Origin of the sequence: Enterocloster clostridioformis (genome assembly GCF_020297485.1) — a bacterium.
Classification (GTDB): Bacteria; Bacillota; Clostridia; order Lachnospirales; family Lachnospiraceae; genus Enterocloster; species Enterocloster clostridioformis.
This window is the reverse complement of the sequence record NZ_JAIWZC010000001.1, coordinates 3,975,633-3,991,894: the sequence shown is the minus strand read 5'-3', so window position 1 is coordinate 3,991,894 and position 16,262 is coordinate 3,975,633. Positions and strand designations below refer to the sequence as shown.

Genomic DNA, 16,262 nt, shown 5'->3' with positions numbered 1-16,262 from the left:
ATACCCTCCGATCCATGATTATCATTCATTGAGCAGGTTATATTCCTCGATTGCCTTATTAATCTGCTGCGCCATCTTAGACGCAGCCTCATCAGGGCTGGTTCCATTATTAAGCATGTTCTCTATCTCCGTTTCAACCACCTGCCTGGCCTCAGGAAATACGCTGAGCAAAGCGCCTGCTGACTGGGGAGTGGAATCATGAAGCTGGTCAATAGCAGTACCGAACTGGGGATATTTTTCCAGATTCTCCTTAAATACAGGTTCCTCGTGGGCCTTCACAGTCACAGGGAAATATCCTGTCTGAGCGTTCCAGTAAGCCTGGCTCTCCGGTGAAACAAGGAACTTAACGAACTCCCATGTGGCGGCCTTCTTAGCCTCATCCTCATTGTTCAGAGCCCAGAGAGAGGCTCCTCCAATGGACACTCCGCCTTTATCGCTGTCACTGACCATGGGGAAATAAGCGGTTCCCACCTCGAACTTGCCATTTACGTCTTCCAGAATCTGCTTTAAGGAAGCAGTGGATCCAAGGGTCATGGCAGACTTGCCGGAGCTGAAATCTGCCAGTCCCGCGTCGCCGCCTCTGCCTACATTGGGAGCGTATCCCTTGTCGTACAGTTCCTTCCAGGCCGCCAGTGTCTTTGCTCCCGCTCCGTTCTGGTCAAATTCAACTGTTGTGGCAGCTGCCTTTCGTCCATTTCCGTTGTTTACATAATTCTGCCCCTGCTTGCAGGTAAACTGCTCGAAAAACCAACCGTAAATGCTCAGGGATATAGGTTCTCCGGCCCCGCCCTTGTTCACCAAATCACCGGCAATCCGGCCGATCTCCCCAAGGCTCTGAGGCGCCTGAGTAATGCCCGCCTTGTCAAACATATCCTTGTTGTAGTACAGCAAAGGCGTGGATGAGTTAAAGGGCATGGAATATAAGGTGTCACCTACAGTATAATACGCGGCGATGTTAGGTTCAATCTGTGTTTTATCCCATCCGTCCGCGTCGATTAACTCCTGCATGGGGACCACCCACCCGGAATCAATCATGAACCTGGTTCCAATGTCGTAAATCTGCACCAAATCCGCACCCATATTGCCAATCTGGGCGCTTTTCAGTTTGTTGATGGCATCGTCATACTCTCCCTGATACTGGGCCTCCACCTGGATTCCCATGGTGTTTTCTGAATTAAACTTATTAACCAGATACTCCAATGCTTCTCCGTTCACTCCGCCCATGGAATGCCAGAAGGTGATGGACGCGCCCTCTGCGCCTGCATTTTGAAAGGCATCTGTCTGGGAACCATCTGCCTGAGATGTGCCTGCCTGAGAACCATCTGCCTGGGATGTACCCGGCTGGGATGCGCCCGACCGGGAGCCCGGGTCAGCGGCAGCGCCCGTGCCCGCCGCCGGCGCACCGCACCCTGCCAGCATGGATACTGCCAGTAAAGCTGCAGCATAACCGATTAATCTCTTTTTCATAATTGTTATTCCTCCGTTTATAATTTATTCTTATTTCATTTGATTCCATAAACTTTTCCGGGTGTGCCTAACCTTTTACTGCTCCTGAGAACATGCCCCGTATCAGCTGTTTCTGTCCCAATATAAAGATGGAAATGGACGGCAGGATTATCATAACCACGCCTGCAATCATCAAGGTAATGGACTGGGCGTCCACGCTGTTTAACATGCTGATACCAATTTGCACGGTTCTCATTTCGTTGGATCCGGTCACCAGCAAAGGCCACATATACATGTTCCAGGCATTGATAAAGGTATACACCGCCATGGCCCCGATGGCCGACTTTGTAAGCGGAAGCAGGATGCAAAAAATGAACCTGAGATTTCCGCAGCCGTCTATCTTTGCGGACTCGTACAAAGAGATGGGAAATGATTTATAAAACTGCCGGAACAGAAAGATTCCCATTGCCGACGTAAGATAGGGCACAATCAGCACCTGATAGGAATCCAGCCAGTTCCACTGACTCACCGTCAGATAATTTGATATGATGGTGGCCTCTCCCGGAATCATCATGGTGGCCATTACCAGCATGAAAAGTACGTTTTTGCCCTTAAACTCCAGGAAGGAGAAGGAAAACGCTGCCAGGGAACAGGAAATAATCTGTCCCACTGTTATCAGTCCGGCTGTGATAAAGGAGTTGCACACAAACCTCACCAGCGGTATTTTCACCAGGGCCTGCCTGAAATTGTCCAACGTGGGCTGCCTGGGCACCAGATTCATTTCCGTGGTGAACAGTTCGCCAGGCGGCATGAATGCCACGCTGACCGCATACAGCAGCGGCAGAAGAATGAAAAGGGATACCAGCACATTGGCAGCAATCAGGGCTCCGGTCCTGACTCTCCTTACAGTCATGGCTTTTCGGTTGGCTTCCTCCTGTATTTTAATGATTTCCTCGCGGCTGACCCTGCCGCGGCCCTTTATGGCCAGTGTCTGTTCCATTAATAGCTGACTCCTTTCTTCTCTGCCTTAAACATCAAAAGCGTCATGACCATGATGATGGCAAACAGTATGACGGACTGCGCCGCCGCGCTGCCAAACCTGTAGTTAAAAAACGCATCCCTGTAAATGGAGTACACAATCAGATTTGTGGATTCCCCCGGTCCGCCCTGGGTCAGTATCTTCACCTGACCAAAGGACTGGAATGCCTGTATGATATTCACTACGATGGTATAAAACATGATTGGGCTGAGGCCCGGCAGCGTCAGCCGGAGAAATTTCTGAATCCCGTTAGCCCCATCCACGGATGCCCTCTCGTAGATGGTATCATCAATATTGCTGAGTCCGGCGCTGAAATACAGGAAGTTGATTCCACTGTTAAGCCAGGCTGTCAGCAGAGCCACACATACAAGCGCGTATTTGGGAGCATTGATCCAATTGATATTGAGTCCCAGCAGCTTGTTCATAATGCCGATGGAAGGATGAAGCATGATTTTAAATATCATGGCCGCGGAACTGGACGCGATGGCCATGGGCAGAGCATACGCCGTGCTGAATATACGGATTCCCGGAAATGCCTTATTGCACAGTACAGCTGCCAGGAGTCCCAGGGCCATGCTTCCCACCACCACGATTGCCACGAACAGGAAGGTCACTGCCAGACTGTTATAAAAGGAAGCCGACTTGAACAGCTCCACATAGTTGCCCAGTCCCACAAACAGCTTGGCCTGCCCCATTTTATTTGTCTTATAAAGACTCAGGTAAATGGTCTTGAAAAACGGGTAAAACAGGAATACGGCAAACACCAGGAGGGCCGGTAAAATATATCCATAAGGCCCTGCCTTTTTTAATAATGAATCTGATTTCATCACTGTCTCCTAATCAAATAAAATATTTTCTTCTGTCTGTATGTCAAAAAGCTTAATTTGAGGCATATCCACGTAAAGACGGAGAAATTCTCCCGGCTTCACCCGGCAGGACGCCGGCATTCTGGCCGACAGCTGTCCCGTATCCCCTGTATTCCCGTGAAGAAGCACCTCGCTTCCCAGCATTTCCCTGACACTTATGTAAGCTCCAATCCACCCGCTGCCATTTCCGTTCAAACCACTGGAACCGTTTTTCCCGCTGCATTCTTCCTGATGAAGATCTTCCGGCCTGATTCCCAGGGTTATCCGTTTTCCCGTGTACCCTTTGTCTTTCAGTTTGCTGGCCTGATATCCTTCCAGAGGAAGCCGCCACCCCTGTCCCAGAAGCCAGACTGTTCCATCCTCTTCCAGCACATCCACATCCAGAAAGTTCATGGTGGGGGAACCTATGAATCCCGCCACGAATTTATTTACAGGATTCCGGTAAAGCTCTGCGGGAGGCGCTACCTGCTGTATCATTCCCCGGTTCATGACAACAATACGGGTACCCAGAGTCATGGCCTCCACCTGGTCATGGGTCACATATATGATGGTGGCGTTAAGCTGTTTGTGAAGCTTTGCGATTTCCACCCTCATCTGGGCCCTCAGCTTGGCATCCAGGTTGGACAGGGGTTCGTCCATAAGATAGGCCTTTGGCTTTCTCACAATAACGCTTCCGATTGCAACTCTCTGCTTCTGTCCTCCTGACAATGCAGCCGGCCTGCGATCCAGCAGATGGCTGATTTCCAGGATTCGTGCTGCCTCCCTCACCCTGGCATCGATTTCTCCTGACGGAATCCTGCGTACCCTGAGTCCAAAGGCCATGTTCTCATACACCGTCATATGGGGATATAAGGCATAATTCTGAAATACCATGGACAGATTCCTGTTTTTAGGCTCGACCATGTTCATCAGGCAGTCATCCATCCATAATTCCCCTGAGGAAATATCCTCAAGTCCCGCAATCATTCTCAGCGTTGTGGATTTTCCGCAGCCCGATGGCCCTACAAAAATAATCAGCTCTCGGTCCTTGATATCCAAATTAAAATCCTTGACCGCATTTTGCCCGCCTTTATAGGTTTTACATACATTTACCAGTGAAATATCCGCCATTTCCGTTCCTTTCTCTCTTGCAAATCTATCTATAGATTCTAAATTATTCAGGTAAAATCCAAAAGCAGGTTCGCGTAAAATGGAGGTAAAAACAGGTAAAGTTTCCTGGTTATTCCCGTATGCGGCAATGGATATGGCTTATATGGAGGGCTGAACATGAAAAAAGGATTCTGCAATGCGGCGGCTGCCTGCCTTGCAAAATCCTCTGTTGTTTGCTGAAATTGTTATGATTTGAACCGTGAGGTTTGAACTACGGCATTCAATCCTGGTATCTGTTTTATGCCATATTCAAAATACGCTTCATCTTGGTGACCTCGCCGTCCAGGTGATTCACCTTTAAATGATACATGGTGTTAGGATGTAATTCCTTTAAAGCTTCATCCAGTTTACGGTCCAGGTTCAAATGCCCCTCCGCAACCAACTGGATATTCCTGTTTGTCTCATTTTCCAGGGTAATCTCTATGTTTGTTACCCTTTCTTTGAGCGACTGTACGTCCTCTTTAAGTGTCTGTACGTCCTCTTTAAGTGTCTGTACGTCCTCTTTAAGTGTCTGTACGTCCTCTTTGAGCGACTGTACGTCTCCTTTGAGTGTCTGCACGTCCTCTTTGAGTGTCTGCACGTCCTCTTTGAGCGACTGTACGTCCTCTTTGAGCGACTGTACGTCTCCTTGCAGCAACCGCACATCTTCTCCTACCGAGGCAAGGCCTCCCTCGATCCCTCCTAACTTCTGAAGGATCAAATCCATCTTCTGATTTTCCGTCATTTTCCCATCCTTTCTCTTATGCAATGGCTGCTAACCATTGCAGCATCCAACACCTCTCCAAATATCAGATGCCCGTAAAGGCAGATTCCATTATACTATACCGGAAGCTCAATAGCTAGGCCGAATTTTAAAAAATTACAGCAGGCTGTTTCAATCCGCGCCCGGTAATTTAACAGAGTACGGCCGCATCTTATACAGACGCATGGTTTGGCCTCATATCAGTTGTGGATACCGTTTTCTCTCCTCCTGCCGTCTGCACACAGCCGTCCGTCACAGTCTCCTGCCGCATTTAGGACAGTACTCAAAATCTTCTTCTGTTTCATATCCGCAATTGCCGCATTTTTTCCAGGTCTTATAGGCCCCGCTGTCATAATATCCCCTGCGGTGCCCCTCCTGAACCAGCGTCAGGTCGGAACTTTTTATATCCACCTGCTGGCCGTGAAGCAGCGCCTTTCCCACCTCCGGGTCCAGCTCATAGACAGCCTCACAGCAGGACATCTTTACATAGAACCTCTTGTTCCACTTAAACAGGGGGATGAAGAAAAAGCTGAAATACATATAGGTCATGTATACCTGGCAGCGTCCGTATCCGCCGCACCGGTCACATATGACAGTTTTCACATAATCCAGTATTTTCTGTCCCTGGCTGATTCCTCCTATAAATATCATTGGTGTTATCTCCTATCCTGCATGTATTCCAAAAGTGCGGGCCGGCAAAAGCCGGCCCAATATTTAATCATATGATGGTTATGCCCACTACAGATATGATTTCTTAAGCGCCTTCAAAAGAATCTTAGGCTGCCTGTTGTAAGGTGTCACCGGGCAAATCTTTTTCTTTACATCCAAAAGGCCATAAACCGCAATGCGCGCGGCCCGCACGGAATATTCCTCGGTAAATACCATGTCCTCCGGAATCTCCACAAACTGGCTCACCATCGCAAAGTTGGTGGACCCTGCGGGAATCACCGGCGGCCTGTCGCTCATCTTGCGCGGCTCAAACTGTGCGTCCACATAAGGCATATAGCAGGGAATCACATTGATGACCGTCTTCATCAGCTCCGCAATCCTGTCCTCCGGAATATGCAGATGATGGAGATATTCATTTAACAGTTCCTGCCCGGTACAATCCTTCATAGGCTTCTTTACATAATCGCCTATGGCCTCTGTGTGCAGTCCATATCCCCAGAAAATGGTCTGGTCGGCGGGCTGGTTCACGAAATGAGGCTGCGCCGCAACCACGCTGCTCATAAGCCAGCTGGAATCCTTAAAGGTCATAAGGGCGCCGCTGCCGGGTACATTGCCGGTAAAATTCTCAATGGTCTTTAAGATATCATCGCCTTTGCAGGTAACAGTAAAGCTGAGCCAGTTCGTCTCCTCAGGCTTGGTAAAAAACGGCTCCGGATTTCCCAGTCCCGGCTTCTTACCGGCCACCTTTGCCCAGAGTTCGCCGCTGATTGGCTTCTTCTCAGGAGCAGGCGCGGGCTTGTAAAGGCTTCCCAGGGTAGCGCTGTCCGTCATGCACGCATTGGTCATGATGCAGATATCACTCTTATTTAACTGAACTTCCTCCGTCACATAGGAAATCTCGGCCGGAGCGTCTGCTTCCTCGCCTGAGTCATCCGCGCTCTCCACTTTCTTCTTCAGATACAGGGTCTTAGCCGTAATTCCGGGGCCGTCCGTAAAATCTATATCTGTCACTTCACAGTTTTCCCGGAAGTTGACGCCGGCCTTCCTCAGGTAAGTCTCCAGAGGACGAATCACACTGTCATACTGGTTTAACGGAGTTCTGGTAACTCCCTCCAGCGTTTCAATACGGCTGAACTCAAAAATCATGCGGTTCATATACCGTCTGAATTCAAACAGGCTGCTGTACTTCTGGAATGCAAAGGTGGTCTGCCACATATACCAGAAATTAGTCTCGAATATATGGGGTGTTTCCTTAAACCAGTCCTGAATGGTCAGGTTGTCCAGCTTTTTTTCGTCCGTCATCAGCAGCTTCAGAAGGGCCATGCGGTCAGCCTGGTTAAATCCCATGGATTTCACATCCAGAATGTTGCCGTCCTTATCCACCAGCCTTGCCTTGGCGCAGGTGGGATGGGCATGGTCAAACTCCAGAATCTCTTCCGTAACGCTGTGTCCGGGCTGACGCAGAGATGGAATGGAACCAAAGAGCTCCCAGAAGTTCTCATAGGTCTCCTCATTGAGCATACGTCCGCCGCGGCATACAAACCCCTGCTCCGGCGTACCGATACCGTCATTGCTTCCCCCAAGTATGTGCATGCCCTCGTAAACCGTTATCTGGTTGGCAGGGAACTTGCAGTCCCGGATCAGATACGCAGCCGCAGCCAGGGTGCCCAGGCCTCCGCCTACCAGATAAGCTTTCCTGTCACCGTAATCCCGGTTATTCATCACCGCTTCCTCAATGGCGGCAATTCTCTCATCTTCCTTTTCCTTCCGGCCGTCCTGCAGCTTCTTCACTGCCACGCCCACAACTGCTCCTGCTGCCGCAGCTGTCAGGATTTTACCCACTTTCTTGTTCATCAACTTACCTTCCTTTCTGTTTTATATATAATTTCTCTGATAATTCAGATAATTGTCCTTCCAGGATTATTCCCCTTTATCCGCATGAAATACACCGCGCCCCGGTTTTTGTATTCCCGGCGTCACATTATGAAACGCCGGCTTCCTTTCCCGCTGTCCTGGTAAAGTAATTAGCCAGGCTGGCAAACTGCTCCAGCGTCAGAGCCTCCCCCCTGACAGAAGCGGGAACTCCCAGGCTCTCAATGGCAGCCGCAATCTGCTCCTTTGTATACGGTACCTCCGGAGAGTTATTTAACCCGTTCTGCAGCGTCTTCCTGCGCTGATTAAAAGAGGCCCTTATAAGACGGAACATGATACCTGGCTCGTCCACCTGCACCGGCGGCTCCTGATATCTTGTGAGGCGGATGACAGCGGAACCCACATTGGGGCGGGGAATAAAGCAGTTGGGCGGCACATTTGCCACAATATAAGGCTTTGCATAGTACTGCACTGCCAGGGACAATGCGCCGTAGTCCTTGGAGCCGGGCCCCACCTGCATCCGGTCCGCCACTTCCTTCTGCACCATGACAGTGATATTGTCAATGGGTACATTGCTCTCAAACAATCCCATGATAATGGGAGTAGTGATGTAATATGGAAGGTTTGCCGCCACCTTGACGGGCCTTCCATCATTATACTCGTCCACCAGCTTATTCATGTCTAATTTCAGAATATCGCTGTTGATAACCGTCACATTGGAATAGCCCTTTAAAGTTTCGTCCAGAATGGGTAGAAGATTGGTGTCAATCTCCACCGCAACCACTTTTCCGGCATGTTCCGCCAGATACTGGGTCATGGTGCCGATGCCCGGTCCTATCTCCAGCACACAGTCATCCCCTGTAATCCCTGCGGCGCTTATGATTTTGTCCAGCACGTGGGTATCTATGAGGAAATTCTGACCAAATTTCTTCTGGAATGCGAATTGATATTTCTGTATGATTTCAATGGTATTTTTCGGATTACCCAAAGTCGCCATGTATTATAATTTCCTTTCTGCGGACCGGATTCGGCCCTCTTTTAAGAGTAATGGATTCCCGTGCAAAAGTCAATGCCCGGGCAAAAGAACAGGCAAAAAAGAAGCGCTGTATATCGTACATTACAGCGCTTTTTGTTTATTTATCAACTCTGCTTCCCATAATCGGTCAGCCTACAGCCGGTAGAGCTTTTTTCCATTTTCCCAGGTGGCCTTCATGACGGTTTCCGGGTCCACTCCCTTTAGCCGGCTGACAGCCTCCACCACATAGGGAAGCTCAAGGGATGAGTTTCTCTTTCCCCGGTTAGGGACCGGCGTCAGATAGGGACAGTCCGTCTCCAGTACAATGGACTCCAGAGGTATATATTCCACCACTTCTTTCAGTTTCCTGGCATTGTTGAAGGTAAGGACGCCTCCGATTCCAAGGAAAAATCCCATGTCCAGGTACTCTCTGGCCATCTCCCTGGTGTAGGAAAAACAGTGGACGACACCTCCGATCTCCCCGGCCTTAGCCGCCTTCATCATATCCAGGGTATCCTTTGCGGCATCCCTGCTGTGGATGATTAAGGGAAGCTTTACCTGCCTGGCCAAATCCATCTGTGCCTCAAACCACTTTTTCTGTATATCGTGGGCCGGTTCCTCCCAGTAGTAATCCAGGCCAATTTCGCCCACGGCCTTTACCCTGGGGTGGCCGCACTGTTCCTTAATCCACTGAAGGCCCTCCTGGTCCAGCTCCCCCGTCTCACTGGGATGGACTCCCATGGCCCCATATATCCAGTCATAGGCTTCGGCCAGTTTCAGGGTACTGCGGCAGCTCTCCAGGCTGGCGGCTACATTCATAACCGCACCCACGCCGGCTTCCTGCAAACGTCCCAGAAGTTCCGGCCGATCCTCGTCAAATGCCTCATCATCATAATGGGCATGTGTATCAAATATCATGATTCTAAACTCCTTTTGCAATCCACATGCTCACACCGTACAGCACCAGAAAATGCACCGGGTAAAACACGCAGAACATATATTTAAGCTGAAATGCCCCCCGTCTTCCATTATACAATACAATCGGCACAAAGGACAGGGCTGACACACAATAGCAGCTGATGCTCTCCACTGCGCAGATTCCCACTCCCGCAACCACCTGGGCCGTATCACTGCGCCGGAACCAGTACATGGCAGCTATGAACAGGACTCCCACCACATTGTAATCAAACTGCAGCACCCATGACAGCGCGCATCCCGCTGCCAGGGCTCCTGCCTGCAGACCCGGATTTCGGGTGGACTCCATGACAGCCATAACCAGTACCCCCGCAAACAGGGTAAACATCATATTCTGATAGTGGGGATAAAACATGGTGTGGTACACAGCCAAATCAAAGGGCACTTCGGATAACAGGGCAAACAGGAGCATCCTGACGGCGTACCACCGTCGGTCCCTGGTACGCACAAATTCCTCTGTTGTGAGATATGCCAGGATAGGAAATCCCAGTCTCCCCACATAACGGCAGACCTGGCCCGCAATCACCCAGTAATGCCCGGAAGGCGTCAGCAGTACCCCATGATAAAGAGCACTGTCTGTTCCATGAAGAATCCCTCCCTGAATCACCACAGCGCCGATATTATCAATTAGAATTGCCACAATTCCCAGAATCTTCAGCTGGTTTCCCGTAAGCCCCTGCCGGCGGCCGCCGTATGGCCCGCGGCTGCGTCCTCTACCCATATCGTACCCTCTTTAGGGCTTTTTAGCCCCCTCATGTTTTAATTTCCTTTCATCATACTCCAAAATGGCAAAAATTTCAAGTTTCTCCCACTTTAGGTTGATTTTTCCAGGATACAGAGTATGATTCTCCCATTTTCATCCAAATTTTGGGGTATTTATATAAAATTACAGGATTCTAATATTTTTTTGCTTATGCCCGCCCAGGATATGCGGCTCAAATCCGGCGGAAGGGAAGCCATTGACGGGCCCGCGGCAGTCATATTTTCCCCGCCGTGCGTACTCAGCCCACCACCATCCGTCTCCAAGCTGCCGCCATCCGTCCCCAAGCTGCCGCCGTTCATCCCCAGACTTTTGCCTATAGCCTCAGCCAGACGCCGTTCAAACTCCGGCAGCTCCTGTTCAACCGGTTCATCCGCATTCACAATGGCGGGCAGGGACACGAATTTCACGGGACACGTTCCGATATTTTCCTCCAGCCAGGGCCTGACTCCCGGCAGGTCTGTGCAGACCACCTGTAAACCGCAGGCCAGAGCCTCTATCACCACAAGAGGAAGCCCCTCGTAAAAGGACGGAAGCACGAAAACATCCGCCTGATTCATCCGTTCTGCCAGCCGGGGCTGGTCCAGCCTGCCGAGAAATTTCACCGGGTAGGGTGACTGCCCCGCCAGCTTTTTAATGGTTTCATACTCCAGCTGGTTACCATACCCTCCTGCCAGCCATACCTCAATTTTCACAGGCTCCGCAGACTGCCCCGCTGCCTGCCTCTGCTGCTCCCCATCCTGTCTTTGCATCTGTTCCAGATACGCAAGACTCCGCAGCAGGCTCATGATCCCCTTCTTCTCCGACAGCTTTCCAGCGTAAATCAGCCGCTTGGCTCCATCATCCTTTTTAACCGGCGTAAAACGGAAAATGGAATCATCAAATCCGCTTCCAATCACTTCCAGCCGCTCTCCGGGCACGCCGTATATCCGGCTGATTTCTTCCCTCTGTTCCCTGTGAAGGCAGAACACCTTATGAAGCTCCTTTATGTGAGCCAGAATATATTCCCGTTCAAGACTGTTTTTCTTTATCTGGCGCAGGCCTGTGCCATGGCATATGGCCGCTGTTTTATATTGGGGAAACGCCTCCCGTACCACGGCTGTCAGCAGATACAGATGATGGCACAGAATCAAATCCGGCCGGAAGCATTCCACTGCCTCCCTGGTTTTCTCCAGAAACGCCTGTTTGAATGCATCCACCATATCCTCTGTCATCTGGCTGTATATGGTACTCTCGTAAGGCATCTCATCCGACATCCCCGCTATGGGAAAGGGCAGGCTTTCTGTCCTGTAATATACCGGATAGAACCGGGTCCCTTCAGGAAAATGTATCTCGTCCTCCTTATAGACCCCTGCCACCACTGCCTGCTCATGTCCCAGTGCAGCAAAACCTTTTACCAGGCCGGTAAGATAAACACCGCTCCCCGTACTGTGGGGTTTCTGGGCTGTTATGCTCAGTATCCTCATAATCCCCTCCATTTCTCCTTAAACATACAAAATACACTTAATTTAATCGAGTAGGAGGAAGGCGATTATTTCGCCTTCCGACCTCTCACACCACCGTACGTACCGTTCGGTATACGGCGGTTCAATCAACTTAACATGTAACAGCCTTTTCGGCGTAGTAGTCTTCCATGGATACAAGACCAAACTTAGCTAGTCTCTCTTTACTGATACAAATGTGGAGATTCCAGCTTCTGCACACTCTGGCATATCCTTTGGCATATGAAATGCCATGTGCCGCATTTGGCGGCAGACCAAGTTTGATAAGATTCTTTTCCCTGTTCTTTGGCGTTTTCCAGTGTTTCCATATGCACATGCGCAGTCGATACCGAATCTGTCCGTCCATTTTTGCGCACAGCCTTTTCATGCTTCCGATTTTGAAATAATTTATCCACCCTCGGATAAGCCGGTTGAGTTTCCCAATTTTATAACCATTGCCCACTCCCCAGCTCCTGCTTGTATATTTCTTCATCTGCGCCTTGAACTTTGCTGCCGCTTTCGGGTGTGGTCTGGCTTTGTACCCTTTGGCAAATGAGTCATAGTAAAATCCAAACCCCAGATACTTAATGCCCTTTGGTTTATCAACCCTGCTCTTTTCCGCGTTCACTTTCAGTCCAAGCTTTTCCTCTATAAACCGAGCCACGCTCTTCATTACCCGCTCTGCCGCCTGTCTGCTCCCGACCATTATAATAAGGTCATCTGCATACCGGACGAAATCCAGCCTCCTTGCTTCCAGTTCTTTGTCCAGCTCATTTAACATGATATTTGCTAACAGCGGCGAGATATTTCCACCCTGCGGTGTGCCGACTACCGTATCTTCATACTCATCATCAATCATTACGCCGCTGACCAGAATCTTTCTTACCACCGATATGACATCTCCGTCCTTTATTGTCCGTCCGAAAATCGTCATCAGCTTGTCATGGTCTACTGTGTCAAAGAATTTCGCTAGGTCGATATCCACTATCCAGTTGTGTCCGTCATTCATCATTTCCAATGCTTTAAGGACTGCCTGCTGTGCACACCGCTTGGGTCTGAATCCATAGCTGTGGTCGTGAAACTGCTCCTCAAATATCGGGGTAAGCACCTGTGCCACCGCCTGCTGTACAAAGCGGTCTACTGCTGTTGGCACTCCAAGATTTCTTGTACCACCATCGGGTTTGGGTATCTCCACCCTGCGGACTGGCTTCGGCTTATACTTCCTCGTCCGCAACTGTTCCTTAATGTTTTCGCCGTTTTCCGAAAGATATGCGCCAAGTTCTTCAACGGTCATCCCGTCCACGCCTGCCGCTCCTTTATTCCTTACGACTTGCAGATACGCCGCATTTAGATTATCCCTGCTTAATATCTGCTCCATGAGACTGCTTGTGTCCATGCGTTGTTTCCTTTCTGCCCCTTTTGCCTTTGCCGCCTTTGAAGTCATCGACAGGCGTATGCTCCGGCTACGAAGTGGAACGTACTTCAACTGATTGATTGTTCAGCCCTTCGCTCCGTCCCCATTACAGGAACTTCCTCACTACTATGGCTTCTGCTGACTTCTCACAATTCGTTGTTACTACGGCTAATGAGACCGCCTGTGAGACCTCCCCAGTTAAGGTGCGTGTTCTTTTCCTCCATGTACCTGCCGCATTTACTCGTACTTCCGGCAACCTTTTGGACTTCAGTGCCTTTTGCCACCTTATCCGTATTTCCGAGCCTTATATGCGGTTCCTGTCCGTCAGGTCAGAGGTTTGCTTACAGCTTCTTTCAGATTCCGTCTCACGGCGGACACCCTTGCTGTTCGGCTATGTGCTTCGTTGTTGCCTACGCGCACTTGGGACTTTCACCCATTAGAAAACGCCCATGCTGGGCAAACAAAACAGGAGCAGGTCATACCGCCCGCTCCTGCCATATTTTTTACGTCTCACAGCTTCCGTACCAGCGGCAGACAACCGGCTCCTGCCGGGCCAATATCCGCAGCTCTGTCTGTATTCCTATCAGCAGATTTCGGCTCCTGCCGGCATACTCTTCTCCGGCGTCATAAGGGCCAGGCTGCCCTCTGCATCCTCGGCGCAGAGAATCATGCCCTCGGACACCATGCCTGCCAGCTTGGCCGGCTTTAAGTTGGTCACTACCATGACCTTCTTGCCCACCATCTCCTCAGGAGAATAGTAAGCCTTAATACCGCTTAAAATCTGGCGCACCTGGCTTCCAATCTTTACCTGGGAACAAAGGAGCTTCTTGGACTTTGGAACCGCCTCGCACTTGATGATTTCTCCCACCTGAAACTGAAGCTTCGCAAAATCATCATAGGTAATCTCCGCCTTGGCCTCCAAATCAATGCCGCTGTCCTCTGCGCTGCCGGACGCTCCTTCCTCACCGCCTGCCTGGTTCCGGTCCGCAGCGGCCTCTGCCCCATGCATGGCCTCCACCTTTTCCAGCACTTCCTTGATGTCCATGCGCGCAAAGAGAATCTCCGGCTTATCCGTCACCCTCTGTCCGCTTGGATACAGTCCAAAGGTATCCATCCGGGACAGCTCACGCTTGCCCGTATGAATCTGCGCCAGAATCTTTTCAGACGTCTCGGGCATAAAGGAATACAGTAAGGATGCCCCGATGGCAATGGCCTCTGTCAGGTTATAGAGCACGGTGGCAAGCCTGTCCTTCTGGCTCTCATCCTTGGCCAATGTCCAGGGTGTGGTCTCATCAATATATTTGTTGCATCTTCTGAAGATGTTAAAGATTTCCGTCATGGCATCTGCCACACGCAGCTGCTCCATCTTGGCATCAGCCTTCTTCACTTCCTCCAGTACTACCTTCTTAAGATCCTCGTCCACTTCCCCGCAGGCGCCCTTATCACTGACCACGCCGTCAAAATACTTGTTGCTCATGGAGATAGTGCGGTTCACCAGGTTGCCCAGTATATTAGCCAGGTCAGAGTTCATGCGCTCCACCATCAGCTCCCAGGAAATGACGCCGTCATTGTCAAACGGCATCTCGTGAAGCACGAAATAGCGCACCGCGTCCACGCCAAAAAAGTCGACCAGGGTATCTGCGTAGAGCACGTTGCCCTTGGACTTGCTCATCTTACCGTCGCCCTGCAGCAGCCATGGATGGCCAAATACCTGCTTGGGAAGGGGCAGGCCCAGGGCCATCAGGAAAATGGGCCAGTAAATGGTATGGAAACGGATGATATCCTTTCCAATCAGATGCAGGTCAGCGGGCCAGTACTTCTTAAACTGATCCGTACTGCTGCCGTCGCAATCATATCCGATACCGGTGATATAGTTGGTCAGGGCATCCAGCCATACATAGGTCACATGCCTGGGATCAAAATCAACCGGTATGCCCCAGCTGAAGGTGGTCCTGGACACGCACAAATCCTGAAGTCCCGGAAGAAGGAAGTTGTTCATCATCTCATTCTTCCTGGATACGGGCTGGATAAACTCCGGATGCTCATTGATATACTCGATCAGCCTGGGGGCGTACTTGCTCATGCGGAAGAAATATGCCTCCTCCTTGGCAGGCTTTACCTCACGTCCGCAGTCCGGACACTTGCCGTCCACCAGCTGGGATTCGGTGAAAAAGGACTCGCAGGGAGTGCAGTACAGCCCTTCGTAATAACCCTTATAAATATCGCCCTGGTCGTAAAGCTTCTTGAAAATCTTCTGCACCTGGGCCTCGTGGTCCTGGTCCGTGGTGCGGATGAATTTATCATAGGAAGTGTTCATCAAATCCCAAATCCGCTTAATCTCAGCGGCTGCCTTGTCCACAAATTCCTTGGGAGTCACACCGGATGCCTCAGCCTTTTCCTCAATCTTCTGTCCATGCTCGTCCGTACCTGTCTGGAAGAACACGTCATATCCCTGCTCCCTCTTATATCTGGCTATGCTGTCAGCCAGAATGATTTCATAGGTATTACCGATATGTGGCTTGCCGGAAGCATAGGCAATGGCCGTGGTAATATAATATGTTTTTTTACAATCCTGACACATATGATTAATTCCCTCTTTTTCTGAGCGGAAGCTAAGGGCCGGGGCAGAGCAGTTCTTAAAAATGCTCCGGCGGCCGCAGCGCCCAATCCGCTTATTTTAATAGTTTTAAGTATAAGCGTTTCCCCCATGTTCGTCAAGACGTGCCCCCTGTTTTTTCCCTCTTTGGAAGGCCCTGCCAGTTTTTTCACTGCTCATAAGTTGTAATTTCCGCTCATATACTATATAATGTCGTAATACAAAACAGAACAGACAC

13 protein-coding genes are annotated in these 16,262 nt (G+C 50.3%); all 13 read right to left on the bottom strand.

Features of this window, described 5'->3' with window-relative positions; all coding sequences use genetic code 11:
* Nucleotides 1-21 precede the first annotated feature (21 nt).
* Nucleotides 22-1,467: an ABC transporter substrate-binding protein gene (locus LA360_RS20095; protein ID WP_022201916.1), complete on the bottom strand. Its 1,446-nt coding sequence runs from the start codon at nt 1,465-1,467 to the stop codon at nt 22-24.
* Nucleotides 1,468-1,534: 67 nt separating this feature from the next.
* Complete coding sequence (locus LA360_RS20090) at nt 1,535-2,446, bottom strand: carbohydrate ABC transporter permease (RefSeq protein WP_002585570.1); 912 nt, start codon at nt 2,444-2,446, stop codon at nt 1,535-1,537.
* A complete protein-coding gene (locus tag LA360_RS20085; protein WP_002585569.1) occupies nt 2,446-3,312 on the bottom strand; it encodes a carbohydrate ABC transporter permease in 867 nt (288 codons plus the stop codon). The genes LA360_RS20090 and LA360_RS20085 overlap by 1 nt, the downstream gene beginning before the upstream one ends.
* Nucleotides 3,313-3,321: 9 nt before the next feature.
* Nucleotides 3,322-4,461, bottom strand: coding sequence for an ABC transporter ATP-binding protein (locus LA360_RS20080; RefSeq protein ID WP_022201915.1), 1,140 nt, complete (start codon nt 4,459-4,461; stop codon nt 3,322-3,324).
* A 277-nt stretch (nt 4,462-4,738) separates the two neighbouring features.
* Nucleotides 4,739-5,224 carry a hypothetical protein gene (locus LA360_RS20075; protein WP_057571320.1) on the bottom strand — a complete coding sequence of 162 codons (486 nt, stop codon included), beginning with the start codon at nt 5,222-5,224 and terminating at the stop codon, nt 4,739-4,741.
* A 270-nt stretch (nt 5,225-5,494) separates the two neighbouring features.
* On the bottom strand, nt 5,495-5,893 hold the full coding sequence (locus LA360_RS20070) for a zinc-ribbon domain-containing protein (protein WP_022201913.1): 399 nt from the start codon (nt 5,891-5,893) through the stop codon (nt 5,495-5,497).
* An 87-nt stretch (nt 5,894-5,980) separates the two neighbouring features.
* Nucleotides 5,981-7,765 (bottom strand): oleate hydratase, encoded by a 1,785-nt coding sequence (locus tag LA360_RS20065; RefSeq protein ID WP_022201912.1) that lies wholly within the window; start codon nt 7,763-7,765, stop codon nt 5,981-5,983.
* A 127-nt stretch (nt 7,766-7,892) separates the two neighbouring features.
* Nucleotides 7,893-8,780 (bottom strand): 16S rRNA (adenine(1518)-N(6)/adenine(1519)-N(6))-dimethyltransferase RsmA, encoded by an 888-nt coding sequence (rsmA, locus tag LA360_RS20060; protein ID WP_022201911.1) that lies wholly within the window; start codon nt 8,778-8,780, stop codon nt 7,893-7,895.
* Nucleotides 8,781-8,951: 171 nt separating this feature from the next.
* Entirely contained in the window at nt 8,952-9,716 is a 765-nt protein-coding gene (locus tag LA360_RS20055; protein ID WP_022202935.1) for a TatD family hydrolase, read from the bottom strand.
* A gap of 4 nt (nt 9,717-9,720) precedes the next feature.
* A complete protein-coding gene (locus tag LA360_RS20050; protein ID WP_057571316.1) occupies nt 9,721-10,494 on the bottom strand; it encodes a TraX family protein in 774 nt (257 codons plus the stop codon).
* Between the two features lie 155 nt (nt 10,495-10,649).
* Nucleotides 10,650-11,999 carry a glycosyltransferase family 4 protein gene (locus LA360_RS20045; protein ID WP_112481585.1) on the bottom strand — a complete coding sequence of 450 codons (1,350 nt, stop codon included), beginning with the start codon at nt 11,997-11,999 and terminating at the stop codon, nt 10,650-10,652.
* A 130-nt stretch (nt 12,000-12,129) separates the two neighbouring features.
* Complete coding sequence (gene ltrA, locus LA360_RS20040) at nt 12,130-13,410, bottom strand: group II intron reverse transcriptase/maturase (protein WP_002578445.1); 1,281 nt, start codon at nt 13,408-13,410, stop codon at nt 12,130-12,132.
* Nucleotides 13,411-14,011: 601 nt separating this feature from the next.
* Nucleotides 14,012-16,009, bottom strand: a complete 1,998-nt coding sequence (gene metG, locus LA360_RS20035; protein WP_022202932.1) for a methionine--tRNA ligase — start codon at nt 16,007-16,009, stop codon at nt 14,012-14,014.
* Nucleotides 16,010-16,262 lie beyond the last annotated feature (253 nt).